Origin of the sequence: Acinetobacter sp. LCT-H3, assembly GCF_001866125.1 — a bacterium.
Lineage (GTDB): Bacteria > Pseudomonadota > Gammaproteobacteria > Pseudomonadales > Moraxellaceae > Acinetobacter > Acinetobacter schindleri.
In genome coordinates this window covers 25,455-40,501 of record NZ_MODX01000001.1, presented here as the reverse complement: position 1 = coordinate 40,501, position 15,047 = coordinate 25,455, and the positions used below count along the sequence as shown (strand labels likewise).

The following is a 15,047-nucleotide window of genomic DNA, read 5'->3' as shown; positions in this document are numbered from 1 at the left end:
AGCCTCTCACTGCGATTGATTTCTTCTATTTTCTTGTGGCTTAGCGTGCCCGATGCAGTAGATAACCACCAATTGCAAACATGATGATAATTGGAATAAATACAAACCATGCGGGCGACGGCGCATAGACTAAACTCGCATAACCCAAGAAGTCCTGCAGATAGAAGAAGCCTAAACCTGCAAATAATGCAATCACCAGGCGAAAGCCCATAGATTGTTGACGCAGCGGTCCAAAAATAAAGGAACAGGCAATCACCACCAGTGCAATCAGGGCAAATGGCGAGCCGACTTTCTGCCAGAAAGCCAGTTCATAGGTCTTTGGTACCTGGCTATATTCATGCATATAGCTCATGAAACTGACCAGTTGACTAGGCGATAGATCCTCTGGGTCAATGGTCACCATATGCACATACTTCGGTTGCAGCGCTAAGGCCAGCGGCTGTTCGGAATGTGTTATCAGCGTGGCATTACCATTCTGCAGAATATTCATTTCCTGCGTATTCTGCAGAGTCCACGCACCATCCTTGATAAAATCACCCTGCTCGGCTTTTAGCGTCCCGCGTAGACGATAATCTTCATCAAAGTCCAGCATCTGTACATTTTTTAGCTCACCTTTGGCATTAGCATAGTCAATGTAGATAAAACGCTGACCTTCACGGGTCCAGTAGCCTTTAACCTCACCAATTTTTACAGGCTTGTTGTAACTCTTCACTGCTTTGGCCTGCTCATTGGTATACGGAATTACCCATTCACTTAAAGCAAAAGATAAAATCACCAGGAGTAATGCCGAACGAATTACCCAGCCGACAATCCGCCACAGGCTGACCCCAACCGAACGCATCACAATCAACTCACTGTTAGAAGCGAGTGTACCTAAGCCGAGAACAGCACCAATCAGTGCAGAGATGGGTAGGATTTCATACAGATAGTTTGGCGCTCCCCATAGCACATATTTTAATGCCTGCCAGGCACCGTAGCCTTCTTTTAATGAACCCAGTTCACCCAAGTAAGTAAATAATACCTGTAGACCGGCCAATACGGCTGTTGCACCGAGCATAGCAAGTGCAGTGGTTCCGGTCACATGTTTTGCAACGATACGACGTGCCAGCATGATTAAGACCTCGCTCGTTGAATCTGTTTCTTGATTTTCGGCGCCAGCTTTTGCTTACGTGCAAATAGAGCCGCAGCAATACCATAGAAAATCAGGACCATTGGATAAGCCCAGATCCCCATTTCCTCTTTACTGACGCGCGTTTTTACTGCCATTAAAGCCACAATCAGGCTGGCAAAGATCAAGAGTGCTGGAAAGAGTTTAAGATAACGCCCCTGACGTGGACTCACTTCAGACAAGGCATTGGCCAGCATCAGCGCCGCAATAATCGCAAATGGTACAAATACTCGCCAACCGAGCTCACTGGCGACCACAGGATCATCGCGGTTTTCCCAGAGTTTCGAAGTCGGCAAGGCTTCAACTTCAGCACTTTCAAACTTGGCTTCTTTATCATTTTCCAGACGCAGACGATAAGTCTCGAATTCCGCTTGGGTATATTTCGGCATGCCGGCAAAAATTTCATAACGGCGACCATTGACTAGATCCACCACATTGGCGGTGTCCCCTGCCACTTCTACACGGGTCGCTTCTTGCGCCAGAATCATAACATCTGGTTTGCCTTCACGTTCTGCACGTTGATAGAAAAAGATATCTTTCAGGTTTTTACGGTCTTCCGACAAATCACCTGCATAGATGGTATAGGGTCCCGAGGAAATAAATTCTTTCGGCCGAACCAGATCAAAACCAGTGCGTACTGCCTGCTCATTGGTCAATGCTTCAAACTGACGAATACCCCACGGTGCCGCCCAGAGCATTAAAAATGCCTGAACGACTAGAAATACCAAAGTCATCGGAATGAGTAATCGTGCCAGCTGATTGCGACTGACCCCGCTACCGTTCATGACTGCCATTTCATGATCGACATAGAGCCGGCCAAATACCAGCATCAGACCAATAAAGAAACCTAAAGGTAAAATCAGGGTCAGGAATTCAGGCAAACGATAACCAATAATACTGAACAGAATGCCTGCATCCAGACGTCCTTGTGCTGCCACACCGAAGTACTTGATCAGTCGACCACCCATCATGATCAAGGTCAATAAGGCAATCACAACCAAGGATGTTGATACAACTTGCTTGACCAGATAACGCCGAATAATCAAATTAAATCTTCCAGAATACAGGGTAAAAACTTGTCATAGTTTACCCGAATGTTAAGCTTAAAAATATAAAACCGATACTTGAGTTGAACATTGAAACCCTGTTCAGGAAATTGTTTCAATGGTTTAATGGTTGCAAATTTTATAAGGCTTAAATAAACGCATATGAAACTGACAATTAATACGTCATTCCAAGAGAATGCATCCAGCCAATATCTGTTAATTCTTGTGGATGCTGAGCAACTTCAGCAGTCAGCTGCCACTTATCAGATTGACAAGTTCGAAGAAATCACCACAGCGACACAATATAAAGCAAGTCTAAATGAAACCTTGGCATTAGTTGGTAATGTTCCAGCGAGTGCCAACGCGTGTCTGGTTGGCTTGGGCAAGACTGCTGAACTACAGCCGGGCAAACTGGCGAAAGTTGCGCAAACCATCGTAAAAGCAGCACAGAAAAAATTCCAGCAGATCAGCGTAGACATTTCTGCTCTGCCAGCCCAATTTCATAACATTTTTGCACTATTGCTGACCCAAGCTGCGTATGCCTTTGATGAATTCAAATCCAAGAAAAATGAATTTGTACTTGAGCAAATCAACCTGATTGCGACCGATAGTCCAGTAACTGCAGAACAGCTGCAATTGCTTCAGGCAGTGCAAACCGGCCAAAACTTAGCACGTGACTTGGGTAACCGTCCAGGCAATATTTGTTTCCCGGAATACCTGGCGGAACAGGCACTGGCTTTAGCAGCTGAATATCCAGAACTGCTTAAAGTGAATGTACTGGATGAACAACAAATGGCTGATCTGGGAATGCACTCTTTCCTGGCGGTGAGTAAAGGTTCAGACCGTCCAGGACGTATCATTACCATCGAATATCATGCAGAACGTAGTGAAGCACCTGTGGTTTTAGTCGGCAAAGGGATTACCTTTGATACCGGCGGTATTTCCCTGAAACCAGGTGCTGGCATGGACGAAATGAAATACGACATGTGTGGTGCAGCTTCCGTGCTGGGTACCATGCGTGCATTATGCGAATCTGGTTTAGATATTCATGTTGTGGGTACCATTGCCGCTGCTGAAAACATGCCATCTGGCAAAGCAACCCGTCCAGGCGATATTGTCACCACGATGAGCGGTCAAACGGTTGAAATTCTGAATACTGATGCAGAAGGTCGTCTGGTACTTTGCGATACTTTAACTTACGTAAAACGCTTTAACCCTGCTCTCGTGATTGATATTGCAACTTTGACCGGGGCCTGTGTGGTTGCACTGGGTTCAGTCCTGACTGGCATGTTCACGCCGGATGATGAATTGGCCGCTGAACTCGAAGCTGCTGGTCAAACTTCATTTGACCGGGTATGGCGTATGCCAGTATTGGATGATTATCAGGAACAGCTGGATTCTCCATTTGCAGATATTGCCAATATTGGTGGTCCTAAGGCCGGCTCTGTGACTGCAGCCTGCTTCCTGCAGCGTTTCACCCATGACTATCGCTGGGCACACCTAGATATCGCAGGTACAGCCTGGAATTCAGGCACCAATAAAGGCGCAACAGGTCGTCCAGTGCCATTATTAATGCAATTCCTGGCGAACCGTGTTCAAAAGAATGGCTAAAGTCAGCTTTTATTTATTTGAAAAAAGCCCTGAACGGCAGGTCGAAAGTACTTGCCGTTTATGCCGCAAGATTCTACGCCAGCCGGAACGGATCTGGTTACTCTGTGACGATGCGGACTTGCAGCAACAGCTGGATGAACATCTGTGGACTTTTGATCCTACCGCTTTCATCCCGCATGGTATTGATCAGCCACAGGCCAGTGTCTGTATCTCTGCGAGCTTGCCTGAGCAACAAGACTGGATTATCTTTAATTTTAATCCTGAAGCACTTGAACCTTACGCTAAATTTAGTCACATTATTGAGATTATTGAAAACAATGAAACGGCCAAGCAACTCGGCCGTGAAAAGTTTAAGCAATACCGTCGACTGGGTATTGAGCCGAAAACTTATAAACTGTAGCCCTACTTAAACCTCATAAGGAGATGCCCGTGGCATTAAATGTTGGTCCAGATTTCAAACAGCGCTGGTTAAATGTGCCTGAAGCTGTGCGTCAGACCTTTATTGATGACCTCGCGCGTATCTGCGATGTACTTCAGCCAGAGACGTCATTGCAGGAATGGCTGGTGCATGACCAGCAACTGCAAAAAGAATCCGAGCGTAAAATTGAGGAAGCTTATGCACAACGTAAAGCGGAACTGATTGAAGAAGCACGGATTCGTAAACAGCAGGCCCTTGAAAAAGCGCTGGCAGATAAGCGTGCTCAGGAGCAGGCGTATATCGAGCAGATGAAGCTGGATGAAGAACGTAAATATGCAGAACAGACACGTACCCTAGAATTATTACGGGACAGCCTGAATGCTGAAGTCCTGAATTATGCGGCACGTTTTGAGCAAAATCGCATTTTAAATTCCGCCCAAATCAAAATTGATGATACTGAGATTCTGTCAGAGCTGGAAAGTACCCGATTACGTCTGGAACTGGAAGCCGAAACTGCGATCGAGGAAACTTTGGTACAGCTGCGTAACCGCTTACGTGCTGCAGCCCGTGAAGAAATTGATTATATTCTGCAAAAGCGTTAATTCACTTAGAAATAAGCCTAGAAAAGCCCACAAAAGTGGGCTTTTCTATTTATTCACATCTAGAAAAAATCTGCCAGCATAAAGGCGGCATTACCTGCCATATAACCTATGCCTAGTAAGCTTACAATCCACAATACGCCTCCAGCCAGATTGTAAAGCGTAAAAGTCATAAAATTCATATGGCCCGAACCGGCAGCAAATGGAGCAAAAGAACGTACAAAAGGAATGAAACGTGCAATCAAGATGGTTTTGCCGCCATGCTTCATAAAATAATGATTGGTCTTGGTCAAATATTCGGGTTTAAAGAAACGCGAATGTTGATTGAAATATTTTAAGCCTAACACTTTGCCAGTGTAATAATTGACGGTATAGCCCAGCACTGCCGCAGTAAATAGCAGTAATCCCATAGAATGCAGCGTAATCAAATCGCTACTAGAACAGAGCGCACCGACTGCAATTAACAGGCTATCTCCCGGCAGGAAAAAGCAAAATACAGATCCCGTTTCTGCAAAAATCACCAGGAATAAAATGGCATAGATCCACACCCCATATTGCTCAAGCAATATCGGCAAAGACTGTTCCAGGTTTAGTAAGAAATCGAGCATTCGACCTGTCCGCTGGGGTTAAAATCGTAAAGTGAAGTCAGGATTATCCCGAAAAATAAAAAAACAGTCTAATTTTTCAATTAGACTGTTGAGTATTTAGGCAGTTTGGTTATTTTAAAAAGCCATTTTCAGCTAAAAAATCCATACTGATTTTTGACTGTGGTGTGGTTTCAGCAGCCTTGTCACCCAGCAACAAACGCTCGATATAACGTGCTAGCACATCGACTTCCAGATTGACTTTGGTCCCGACTTTCCAGGTGCCAATATTGGTTCGTTCAGCGGTATGCGGAATCAGGTTTAAACTGAGAATATTGCCACGCAGATGGTTAATCGTCAGGCTGATACCATCTACTGTGACTGAACCTTTCTCTGCCAGATACTTGGCAATTTCAGCAGGTGCTGTCACTTCAAAATAGATGGAACGGGCATCGGAACGCACTACCGTGATTTCGCCCACCGCATCGACGTGACCAGAAACAATATGCCCGCCAAAGCGTGTGGTTGGCAGCATGGCTTTTTCAACATTTACAGGTTGACCCGCTTTCCAGTTACCGAGTGTGGTTCGATTTAAACTTTCTCGAGACACGTCTGCCGCATACCAGTTGTCGCCCCAGTCAATTACAGTCAGGCAAATGCCATTGGTGGCAATTGAATCGCCCAGATGGACATCGGTCATATCCAGATCAGTCTGAATACGTAAGCGTACATCACCGCCGACATTTTGCAGGCTTTCGACCTTACCGAGGCTTTCAATAATACCTGTAAACATTTTCTATTCCTTTTTATGCTTTTACCAGAGAGCTAGCTGCGTACTCACACTGGTCGTATCGACACCACCCAGTTCTGCATAATGGTGTAACTGACCTAACAATTGACGGATCGGTGGCCCAGACTTGGCATGCGTGTCGGTAATCACAATAAATTCCAGTACACGTGCACGTTCAGACTGGCGCTGCTTGCTGACACGGTAACGTGGCACATCTTGAGTTAGCAAGGTCACACGACCACGTTTCAGATTGGCCTGCAACAGATCTGTCGCACTGATATTACCATCGGTTGAATAACTGGTCAGAATAAAACGTGCGTTGATGGTTGCCAACAAGGTTTCATAGGCTTCCTTGGCATGCTTGGACGAGTTGTACTGACTTGGACGCTCTTTACGCCAAGCACGGTCAATCCCGCTCTTAAAGCCTTTGGTATCGGGTGTCGGCAGATCAACCTGATCCCAGAGGGTTAAAGCATTCAACACATGGTAATTACTGCTATAGGCATGCTGGTTATATGGTGGATCGAGATAAGCAACATCCACTTCAAAGCCATTCATCTGATTCGCCAGATGTTGGGCATCGACACACCACATTTCAGCTGCAGGACCTTTATGCTTGTTATCCTCACAGAAACGGCTTGGTGTTAACCAAAGCAGCGATTCAATGCGTTCCAGCGCGGTCTGGGTTTTACCGCCCCAGCCATGATGGAAGCTCTTAAATACGCCTGAAGTATTGCTGACGAAGCTGGCTGAATATAGAAGTGGCGCCAATAAAGCACTCATTTCCACATCATCAATTGCGCCTTGGGCTTGCCAGGTGGCAATCTGCTGGCGTATCGCATCAATACGCATACCATTACGGCGTTTGAAGAATAAACGGTCACGGGTCGGATCATAAATTTCATCATTGCGTGGACACAGGTTATGTGTCACCCAGCCTTTGACTTCTGGTAAACGGTTCAGATAATCAATCGCTTTTTGATAGCCACCGAGCTCTTTAAAGGCAGGTGCTTCGGTACAAGCTAAAACTGCATGATTGAGTGCATGACTATACGGTTCCCAGTCATTGGCAATCACCCGATAGCCATTCTGACGGGCCAGACGTGAAACCACCCCCGAACCTGCAAAAAAATCGGCAAAAATCGGCGCACGGCCATCTTCACGTTTTAGGGTTCCCGTGCTCTCAAGTGCTTCCAGAATTAAGTGTAGTAAACGGCGTTTGTTCCCCAGATAAGGAACCAGCTGATGGAAAAGATATTCATCTGTGGTACGTGCCGCATGGCGACGTTTGTGGTAAACCGTAGACTCTGAATTCATAGTGTCTCTTGAGAAGGAATTAACCTGAAGCGCACGTCATCACCCAAACGGGTCACGTCCTGCAATTTGAATCGAAGTTGTTCTGCCATTTGGCTGAATTCTGCATTAAACATACTACGCGCAGTTTGCCCCAATAGAGTCGGTGCAACATAACTGATGAGTTCATCCACCAGTTTTTCCTGTAAAAATGCGCTAGATAAAGTCGCTCCTGCTTCCACCAGCACGTCATAAATCTGATGCTGCTGAACCAGGTACTGTAATAATTCTTTTAAAGGCTGAATCTCAAGCTGGATCACACCGAGATCCGCCAGTTCCTGACGATAAGGTCCCATCACCATCACCGTTTCTGGTTGTTCCAAAATCTTGGCAGTGAGTGGCAAACGACCTTGGCGATCCAGAATAATCCGTTTTGGCTGAACAATCCTGCTGATGTCATCAACGCCTTTCAGGCTACGGACATTGAGCTGGCAATCATCGGCCAATACCGTTTCAATCCCGGTAATCACCCCACCAGAAATCGCACGCCAGTGCTGGACGTCCTGTCGAGCCTCTATACCGGTAATCCATTTCGATTCACCCGAAGCCATGGCTGTACGACCATCTAAACTCGATGCAATTTTCACACGCACATAAGGCATCCCAGTCGCCATGGCTTTCAGAAAACCATAATTGAGTGGATGTGCTTCATCTTCACAGATGCCCACTTCAACGTCGATACCAGCATCTTTCAGGATCTGTACACCTTTTCCGGCGACCAGTGGATTTGGATCAGGACAAGCCACGACGACTTTAGCTACGCCAGCTTCAACCAGACCTTTGGCACAAGGCGGGGTCCGCCCATAATGCGCACAGGGTTCCAAAGTCACATAAGCGGTTGCACCATGGGCCTGCTCACCGGCCTGACGCATTGCAAAGACTTCAGCATGTGGTTGACCCGCTTTGGGATGAAAACCTTCGCCCACTACTACGCCATCTTTAAGTATGACACAGCCAACGTTTGGATTCGGTTTGGTGGAATACTGGCCCTGACGTGCCAGTTCGATGGCACGGCGCATCCAGATTTGATCTTGAGTTATTTCAATCATGCTTATTCTTGTAATTCGCCGCGTTGCTGCATCTGTTCGATCTGACGACGAAAGGCTTCGACATCCTGAAAGTCCTGATACACCGAAGCAAAACGTACATAAGCAACATGATCGAGGGCAAACAAAGACTGCATCACGATTTCACCAATAGTGCGTGACTTGACATCACGTTCACCGAGACGGCGAATCTGCAATTGGATATCGCTAAGCACCGTTTCAATCTGTTCTTGTGTCACAGGACGTTTTTGCAAGGCATGCATAAGAGAACGGCGTAATTTGGCTTCATCAAAGGGTTCATTCTTGCCATCAGACTTGATGACCCGCGGCATTACCACTTCATAACTTTCAAAGGTGGTAAAGCGTTCATTACAACTGACACATTCACGACGACGGCGAATCTGGCAACCTTCAGCGGCCAGGCGTGAATCGATCACTTTACTGTCTGGTGTATTGCAAAATGGGCAATGCATAGCGGTTTAATTGAACAAATCCTGATGATTTCCGAGTGTAGCAAAAATTCTGAAGTTTGTAGAGCTTTACGCAATATATAGAAAAAAAACAGCCCTGACGGGCTGTTTCACACAATATATTGATTATTGTTTTAGCAGATTATTCGACACGTTCGCCGTGTTGGCTCAAGTCCAGACCCATGCGTTCATCATCAGAAGAAACACGGATACCAATGATCAGATCGATCACTTTCAGGATAATAAAGGTCAAGATTGCAGAGTAAGCGATTGTTGCCAGTACCCCTTCAATTTGTACCCATAATTGATGCATTACATTGGTTGGTGCACCGTCGCCCATGATAAATTCGCTGGCAAAGAATGCAGTCAGAATCGCACCGACAATACCACCTACGCCATGCAGACCAAAAGCATCTAGAGAGTCATCAGCCTTAAGCATACGTTTCAGTGCAGTAATACCCCAGAAACATACTACACCACCGATGAGACCCATCGCTAAGGCACCACCTACAGTCACAAAACCAGCTGCTGGAGTAATTACCACCAGACCTGCAACCGCACCCGATGCCCCACCTAATACAGATGCTTTACCACGTGCAATTTTTTCAGTAATTAACCAAGAGATTGTTGCTGCTGCAGCTGCCACTTGTGTAACCACGAGTGCATAACCTGCTGAACCGTTTGCACCCAATGCTGAACCACCGTTGAAACCGAACCAGCCCACCCATAGTAAGCTTGCACCGACTACAGTAAGTGTCAGATTGTGTGGTGCCATAGATTCGCGTCCTAGCCCCATACGCGAACCCAGCATGTAAGCTGCAACCAGACCTGCAACACCCGAGTTAATGTGTACGACTGTACCACCAGCGAAGTCCAGTGCACCGTCACTGCCTAACCAGCCGCCGCCCCATACCCAGTGAGTAATTGGCGCATAAACCAGAATCACCCAAAGTGTGATGAATGCGATGAAAGCACCAAACTTCATACGTTCAGCAATAGAACCGCTAATGATGGCAACCGTAATAATCGCAAAAGTCATTTGGAAAATGACGAACAGGATTTCAGGAATGGTACCTGACAGCGCTTCAGTCGTAATACCGGACAGCATAAATTTATCTAGGCTACCAATAAAGGCATTCCCTTCACCGAATGCCAGGGTATAACCAATCACGACCCAGACAATACTGACTACTGCGGCTGCTACAAAGCTATGTGCCATAGTACTCAGTACGTTTTTCTTACGTACCATACCACCATAGAACAGGGCTAAACCTGGAATGGTCATGAGTAGAACTAGGGCTGTTGACGTTAAAATCCAGGCAGAGTCACCTGTATCGAGTGTGGCTTCTTCTGCAGCTGCCGCTTCTTCAACCGGCGCTGTTTCTACTGCTTCCACAGCAGTAACTTCTGTAATATCTGGAGTTGCAGTTGCATCAACTAAAGCAACTTCCTCGGTAGGAACGGCTGCTGATGCGGCTTCTTCAGCCCAGGCAACAGAACCGCCCAAAAGTGCGCTGGACAGACCCAACGCGAGTAGTATTTTTTTCATTCGTATCCCCCAACCAAGTTTTTGTGAGTTATTCGCTACTCAGCAAACTTTGTGCCAAATTAAACAGCGTCTGCACCTGTTTCACCTGTACGAATACGGATGACCTGTTCCAGATTTGTTACGAAAATTTTTCCGTCACCAATTTTGCCTGTGCTTGCTACACGCGTAATTGACTCGATTACCGCGTCAACCATTTCGTCGCTGATCGCGATTTCAATTTTGACTTTTGGTAAGAAATCAACAACGTATTCAGCGCCACGATAAAGTTCAGTATGGCCTTTTTGACGACCGAAGCCTTTGACTTCAGTCACAGTGATGCCTTGAACGCCAATTTCAGACAATGCTTCACGCACATCGTCTAATTTGAAAGGTTTTACAATTGCAGTTACGAGCTTCATGTTTGTTTTCCTTCGGCTTATTTCACCAGTAAGGTTTTATGTTCAAATTTCATGCCAAGATTTCTAAGGTCGGGGGAAATTAGAAAGCTCGACATGCGGTTTCCCTGAACATTATTTTATACTTATAAATCTTTTGAATCTTCAAATTTTAGTCATTTTTATGTGGTCTTTTATGATAATAATTATCGATTAATCCCATATTTTGTCTGAAATACTATAGTCTTGATTCCTGCGGTGTTAAACTGTGCGCTTATTTCCATCTCTATGGACCACACAATGATTGAAACTTTATTACAAGCAATCTTGCAGCAAATCGAAGAACCAAAAAAAGATCTGGAACATAATCTTCGGGCTTTATTAAACGAAGCAGTAAGTAAAATGGATCTGGTTTCAAAAGAGGAAATTGAACGTCAGCGTACAGCCTTAAATCAGGCCAATCAGCGTTTAAATGAGTTGCTCAAACAAGTTGAATCACTTGAAGAAAAGATATCGAACAAAAAATAAGCACCAGTGAGGTGCATAAAAGACAAATAATGAACAATAATAACGCACCAAAATGGAACAATAAATGTCTTTTGCTAAAATCCATACCCGGGGATTGCTGGGACTGCATGCCCCTTTAATAGAAGTTGAAGTTCATGTCAGTCAGGGCATGCCCTCCTTAACTATTGTTGGACTGCCCGAAGCGGCGGTTCGGGAAAGTAAGGATCGGGTTCGTTCTGCTATTTTGAATAGTGGCTACCAGTTCCCGACCAAACGCTTAACTATTAACCTAGCTCCTGCTGACCTGCCCAAAGACGGTTCACGTTTAGATCTGCCAATTGCTTTAGGGATTCTGATGGCATCGGGGCAATTACCTGAAAACTGTACTGATGGAATGGAATTCATCGGTGAACTTGCTTTAGATGGTCAACTCCGCCCCATCACTGGTACGCTTAGTATTGCGATTGCCTGTCAACAATCGCAGCATGAACTGATTCTACCTAAAGAAAATGCTCAGGAAGCCTGTCAGTTACCTGATTTTCGGGTATTTGCCGCTGCTCATCTAAAAGAAGTTTGTGATCATTTAAATAGACTCGCACCTTTAGCCCAGATGCAAGCCCGGCCACAGGTAAATCACTCAGATTCTCGCTTTGATTTAGCCGATGTCAAAGGCCAGCTGCGCCCAAGACGGGCTTTGGAAATTGCTGCTGCAGGTGGACATTCTTTATTATTTAGAGGACCTCCTAGAACCGGTAAAACTTTACTGGCTTCGCGGCTAGCCAGTATCTTGCCGCCTCTCAATACTAAAGAAAATCTTGAAGTCGCCAGTATTTATTCTATTGCCAATAATAGTCATACTTTTGGACAGCGTCCTTTCCGCGCGCCACATCATACCGCGTCTGCAGTTGCCCTGGTCGGTGGAGGATCGCATCCTAAACCAGGTGAAATTACGCTGGCACATCTAGGTGTGTTATTTCTCGACGAACTGCCGGAATTTGACAGGAAAGTTCTTGAAGTACTACGTCAACCTTTGGAATCTAAGGAAATTGTAATTTCGCGTGCCTCTCGACAAATTACTTTCCCAGCCAACTTTCAGCTGGTTGCAGCGATGAATCCCTGCCCTTGTGGTTATGCTTTCAATCAGGATATTCGCTGCCAGTGTTCTCCAGAAATGATCAAGCGTTATCAGAACCGGATTTCTGGGCCATTACTGGATCGGATTGACCTGCATATCGATGTACCACCTCTGCAAGCTCATGAATTACAATCTACACAACCGGTAGAAGATTCTGCAACCGTTAGGGAGCGTGTGATAACTGCCTACGAACTGCAAATGCAAAGACAGAACAAGCTGAATATGGCATTAAACCCAAAAGAATTAGAGCAATTTGCGCCACTAAATGCTCAGACCAGTAAAATGTTTGAACTTGCCCAACAAAAGTTAAATTTATCTGCCCGTGCTTATCATCGAGTATTACGAGTAGCACGAAGCATAGCTGATTTAGCTGAGAATTCAGAAATTCAGCCTCAGCATTTATCGGAAGCTTTATCTTATCGAGGTCAGCAAAGCTAAACGATTGGACAATAAAAATAAAAAAAGGCGACATTTGTCGCCTTTTTTCTATAAGAGATTAGAAGCTATAACCAAGCCCGAATACCACTTTATTCTTTTGTTTTTCATCAAAACGGTCATAACCACCAATGATGTAGTTCATGCTGGCAGTGACACCTGTATCACCCAGTGGTTTACTTAGACCGATGTCAAAATGGCGGAAGCCAAAACTTTCAGTCGTTCCTTCAATAAAGTCACCTGATTTTTCATAAGCATATAAACCCAGAGCGGTATCTAGACTGAAATCATTCGGCAAGGCGTAGCTATAAGTACCTTTAATATAAGTATCCCCCGCATTCCCCCAAGTCGTATCTTCAAGAAGGGTTTGTGCCGTAACACCTAAATCCTTATAGCTCATACCCAATAACAGCTCAAAACCATTGGATTCCACATCAGATTCATAATAATAATAGTAAGTCGTACCGATGGTTAAACCTAAGTCATCATTTACTGCATGGCTATAGCCTAGATAGAAGTTATTTTCAAAAGCATCACGTCCTTCCTCAGCCAAAGAATAATCCAGGGTAGATCCCCACCAGCCTGCATAGAAACCAGAGGCATGGTTATAATCCAGTCCACCTTGCAAGGTTGCTCCGCTATTTTCAGGCACGTTGGTAATACCACGCAGGTTATAGCTCGATAATACACCGATATTGCCAGATACTGAGTGCGGAGATGTAGGCTCATCTGCAAAAGTAAAACTGGATGCTGAAGCTACTGCTGCAACTGCTAAAGCTTTTAAAGTGAATTTCATTGTTAGATTCCCCCAACCGTCCGCAGACGTTTTTAGTTGTGTTTTTAAACTCAACCTAGGCTTTGCAATAGCTATGCCAACCCATAAAAAGGAAAATCCAAATTAGCTATAAAAGTTTTTTTGTTTATATAAATATTTGATTTTAATCATATATATTAAAAATTAAAATTTAAATTGTTTTAGGTTAAAAGATAAAATCAAGAAAAAACTGAAAAATAAAGTACTTGCGCTATTCCACTGTATGTCTAAATATTCGCTTACAACTTGCTACTTTTTGAAGCTATATTTTATATAGATAAATTTTTATGCATAAAAAAGGTGCATAATATTTAATCAATATGACCTACCTTGCAATCACTATTTCAGCAAAACCTAGAAATTAAAGTTTGCACCTACGACACCATGATTATCGAAATCTATGTCATCACGACCTTTGCCGCCATAGACATAGTCCGGGCTTAAATCAATTCGTTTTGCGACTGTTTTACTTAGTCCAGTCCGTGCTTCATTAAAACTAAAGCTTTCTGTGATCTGAATCAGTTGATCATCACCGCTAGCGTTATACAGGGAAGCACCTACTGACGTATTCAGGCTAAAGTCTTTCGGCAGTAGATAGCTATAAGCTGCACTGAGATAAACATCTCCTGCATTTGCATAGTTAACATCTGCCAGCATGACACCGAGACCTAAGGTCAGGTCTTTATAAAACACATCATTCAGTATCTCAAAGCTAGTAGTACGACGCTGATCTGGGCCATCTTCGCTATAAACTGTCCCCACCCTTTTGATAGTAATAAGATACGATCTGAGACTTGTAGCTCCAGTTCTCATTCAGCACTCGGCCATAACCAATATAAAAGTCATGTTCAAAACCATGATCCTGGTTTGCATCAGAAGAATCATAATTTAAGGTTGAGCCCCAATAGCCCAGGAATATCCCGCTGTTATATGTATATTCCAGTCCAAACTGTACCGATGGATCATCATTTTCCTCACCACCACGGTAAATATATTTGTTCACCGTACCAATAGTTGCGCTAAGTTCACCCTTAGATAGATTTTGGGTATCTTCAACAAAAGCATCTGAAGTCATGGTAACAAGCAGCACAAGCAAACCGAGTTTCGGCAGTTGAGACATACATGCCCTCATTTACCAGGTTTGAATA

At 44.7% G+C, this 15,047-nt stretch carries 17 protein-coding genes; 5 read left to right on the top strand and 12 right to left on the bottom strand.

Annotated features, from left to right (window positions below; translation table 11 throughout):
- Nucleotides 1–40 precede the first annotated feature (40 nt).
- Nucleotides 41–1,111 (bottom strand): LPS export ABC transporter permease LptG, encoded by a 1,071-nt coding sequence (lptG, locus tag BK820_RS00190; RefSeq protein ID WP_004810149.1) that lies wholly within the window; start codon nucleotides 1,109–1,111, stop codon nucleotides 41–43.
- Nucleotides 1,112–1,113: 2 nt separating this feature from the next.
- Complete coding sequence (gene lptF, locus BK820_RS00185; protein WP_005223518.1) at nucleotides 1,114–2,214, bottom strand: LPS export ABC transporter permease LptF; 1,101 nt, start codon at nucleotides 2,212–2,214, stop codon at nucleotides 1,114–1,116.
- A gap of 162 nt (nucleotides 2,215–2,376) precedes the next feature.
- On the opposite strand from lptF, the gene BK820_RS00180 reads away from it, so the two are divergent.
- Genes BK820_RS00180 through blhA form a run of 3 tightly spaced genes read left to right on the top strand, consistent with a single transcriptional unit; the run spans nucleotide 2,377 to nucleotide 4,845 of the window.
- Nucleotides 2,377–3,825: a leucyl aminopeptidase gene (locus BK820_RS00180; RefSeq protein WP_071319757.1), complete on the top strand. Its 1,449-nt coding sequence runs from the start codon at nucleotides 2,377–2,379 to the stop codon at nucleotides 3,823–3,825.
- Entirely contained in the window at nucleotides 3,818–4,225 is a 408-nt protein-coding gene (locus BK820_RS00175) for a DNA polymerase III subunit chi (protein ID WP_071319756.1), read from the top strand. The genes BK820_RS00180 and BK820_RS00175 overlap by 8 nt, the downstream gene beginning before the upstream one ends.
- A 29-nt stretch (nucleotides 4,226–4,254) precedes the next feature.
- Nucleotides 4,255–4,845, top strand: a complete 591-nt coding sequence (gene blhA, locus BK820_RS00170) for a cell division protein BlhA (RefSeq protein WP_071319755.1) — start codon at nucleotides 4,255–4,257, stop codon at nucleotides 4,843–4,845.
- 59 nt (nucleotides 4,846–4,904) lie between these two features.
- Here the strand turns inward: blhA and BK820_RS00165 are convergent, their stop codons facing one another.
- From BK820_RS00165 to glnK, 7 genes are all read right to left on the bottom strand, one after another.
- Nucleotides 4,905–5,450 (bottom strand): VTT domain-containing protein, encoded by a 546-nt coding sequence (locus tag BK820_RS00165; protein ID WP_004810159.1) that lies wholly within the window; start codon nucleotides 5,448–5,450, stop codon nucleotides 4,905–4,907.
- A gap of 109 nt (nucleotides 5,451–5,559) precedes the next feature.
- Nucleotides 5,560–6,219, bottom strand: coding sequence for a riboflavin synthase (locus BK820_RS00160; protein WP_048881727.1), 660 nt, complete (start codon nucleotides 6,217–6,219; stop codon nucleotides 5,560–5,562).
- A gap of 21 nt (nucleotides 6,220–6,240) precedes the next feature.
- On the bottom strand, nucleotides 6,241–7,533 hold the full coding sequence (locus BK820_RS00155) for a DNA adenine methylase (RefSeq protein WP_071319754.1): 1,293 nt from the start codon (nucleotides 7,531–7,533) through the stop codon (nucleotides 6,241–6,243).
- On the bottom strand, nucleotides 7,530–8,618 hold the full coding sequence (gene ribD, locus BK820_RS00150) for a bifunctional diaminohydroxyphosphoribosylaminopyrimidine deaminase/5-amino-6-(5-phosphoribosylamino)uracil reductase RibD (protein WP_004896403.1): 1,089 nt from the start codon (nucleotides 8,616–8,618) through the stop codon (nucleotides 7,530–7,532). Before ribD ends, BK820_RS00155 begins: the two co-directional genes overlap by 4 nt.
- Before the next feature lie 2 nt (nucleotides 8,619–8,620).
- On the bottom strand, nucleotides 8,621–9,088 hold the full coding sequence (gene nrdR / locus BK820_RS00145; protein ID WP_004810168.1) for a transcriptional regulator NrdR: 468 nt from the start codon (nucleotides 9,086–9,088) through the stop codon (nucleotides 8,621–8,623).
- 139 nt (nucleotides 9,089–9,227) lie between these two features.
- Nucleotides 9,228–10,634 (bottom strand): ammonium transporter, encoded by a 1,407-nt coding sequence (locus tag BK820_RS00140; RefSeq protein ID WP_071319753.1) that lies wholly within the window; start codon nucleotides 10,632–10,634, stop codon nucleotides 9,228–9,230.
- Between the two features lie 59 nt (nucleotides 10,635–10,693).
- Entirely contained in the window at nucleotides 10,694–11,032 is a 339-nt protein-coding gene (glnK, locus tag BK820_RS00135; protein WP_004281042.1) for a P-II family nitrogen regulator, read from the bottom strand.
- A 276-nt stretch (nucleotides 11,033–11,308) separates the two neighbouring features.
- Between glnK and BK820_RS00130 the strand changes: the two genes are divergently transcribed.
- A complete protein-coding gene (locus BK820_RS00130; protein ID WP_004810171.1) occupies nucleotides 11,309–11,536 on the top strand; it encodes an accessory factor UbiK family protein in 228 nt (75 codons plus the stop codon).
- Nucleotides 11,537–11,600: 64 nt separating this feature from the next.
- The gene (locus tag BK820_RS00125; RefSeq protein WP_071319752.1) at nucleotides 11,601–13,088 is read left to right on the top strand and encodes a YifB family Mg chelatase-like AAA ATPase; all 1,488 of its coding nucleotides are present in this window, start codon (nucleotides 11,601–11,603) and stop codon (nucleotides 13,086–13,088) included.
- 58 nt (nucleotides 13,089–13,146) lie between these two features.
- Here BK820_RS00125 and BK820_RS00120 read toward each other — a convergent pair whose 3' ends face one another.
- From BK820_RS00120 to BK820_RS00110, 3 genes are all read right to left on the bottom strand, one after another.
- Nucleotides 13,147–13,881 (bottom strand): TorF family putative porin, encoded by a 735-nt coding sequence (locus BK820_RS00120; protein WP_004810177.1) that lies wholly within the window; start codon nucleotides 13,879–13,881, stop codon nucleotides 13,147–13,149.
- Between the two features lie 372 nt (nucleotides 13,882–14,253).
- Nucleotides 14,254–14,661 (bottom strand): hypothetical protein, encoded by a 408-nt coding sequence (locus BK820_RS00115; protein WP_228715843.1) that lies wholly within the window; start codon nucleotides 14,659–14,661, stop codon nucleotides 14,254–14,256.
- Nucleotides 14,645–15,019 (bottom strand): TorF family putative porin, encoded by a 375-nt coding sequence (locus BK820_RS00110; RefSeq protein WP_071319751.1) that lies wholly within the window; start codon nucleotides 15,017–15,019, stop codon nucleotides 14,645–14,647. Before BK820_RS00110 ends, BK820_RS00115 begins: the two co-directional genes overlap by 17 nt.
- Nucleotides 15,020–15,047: the final 28 nt, after the last annotated feature.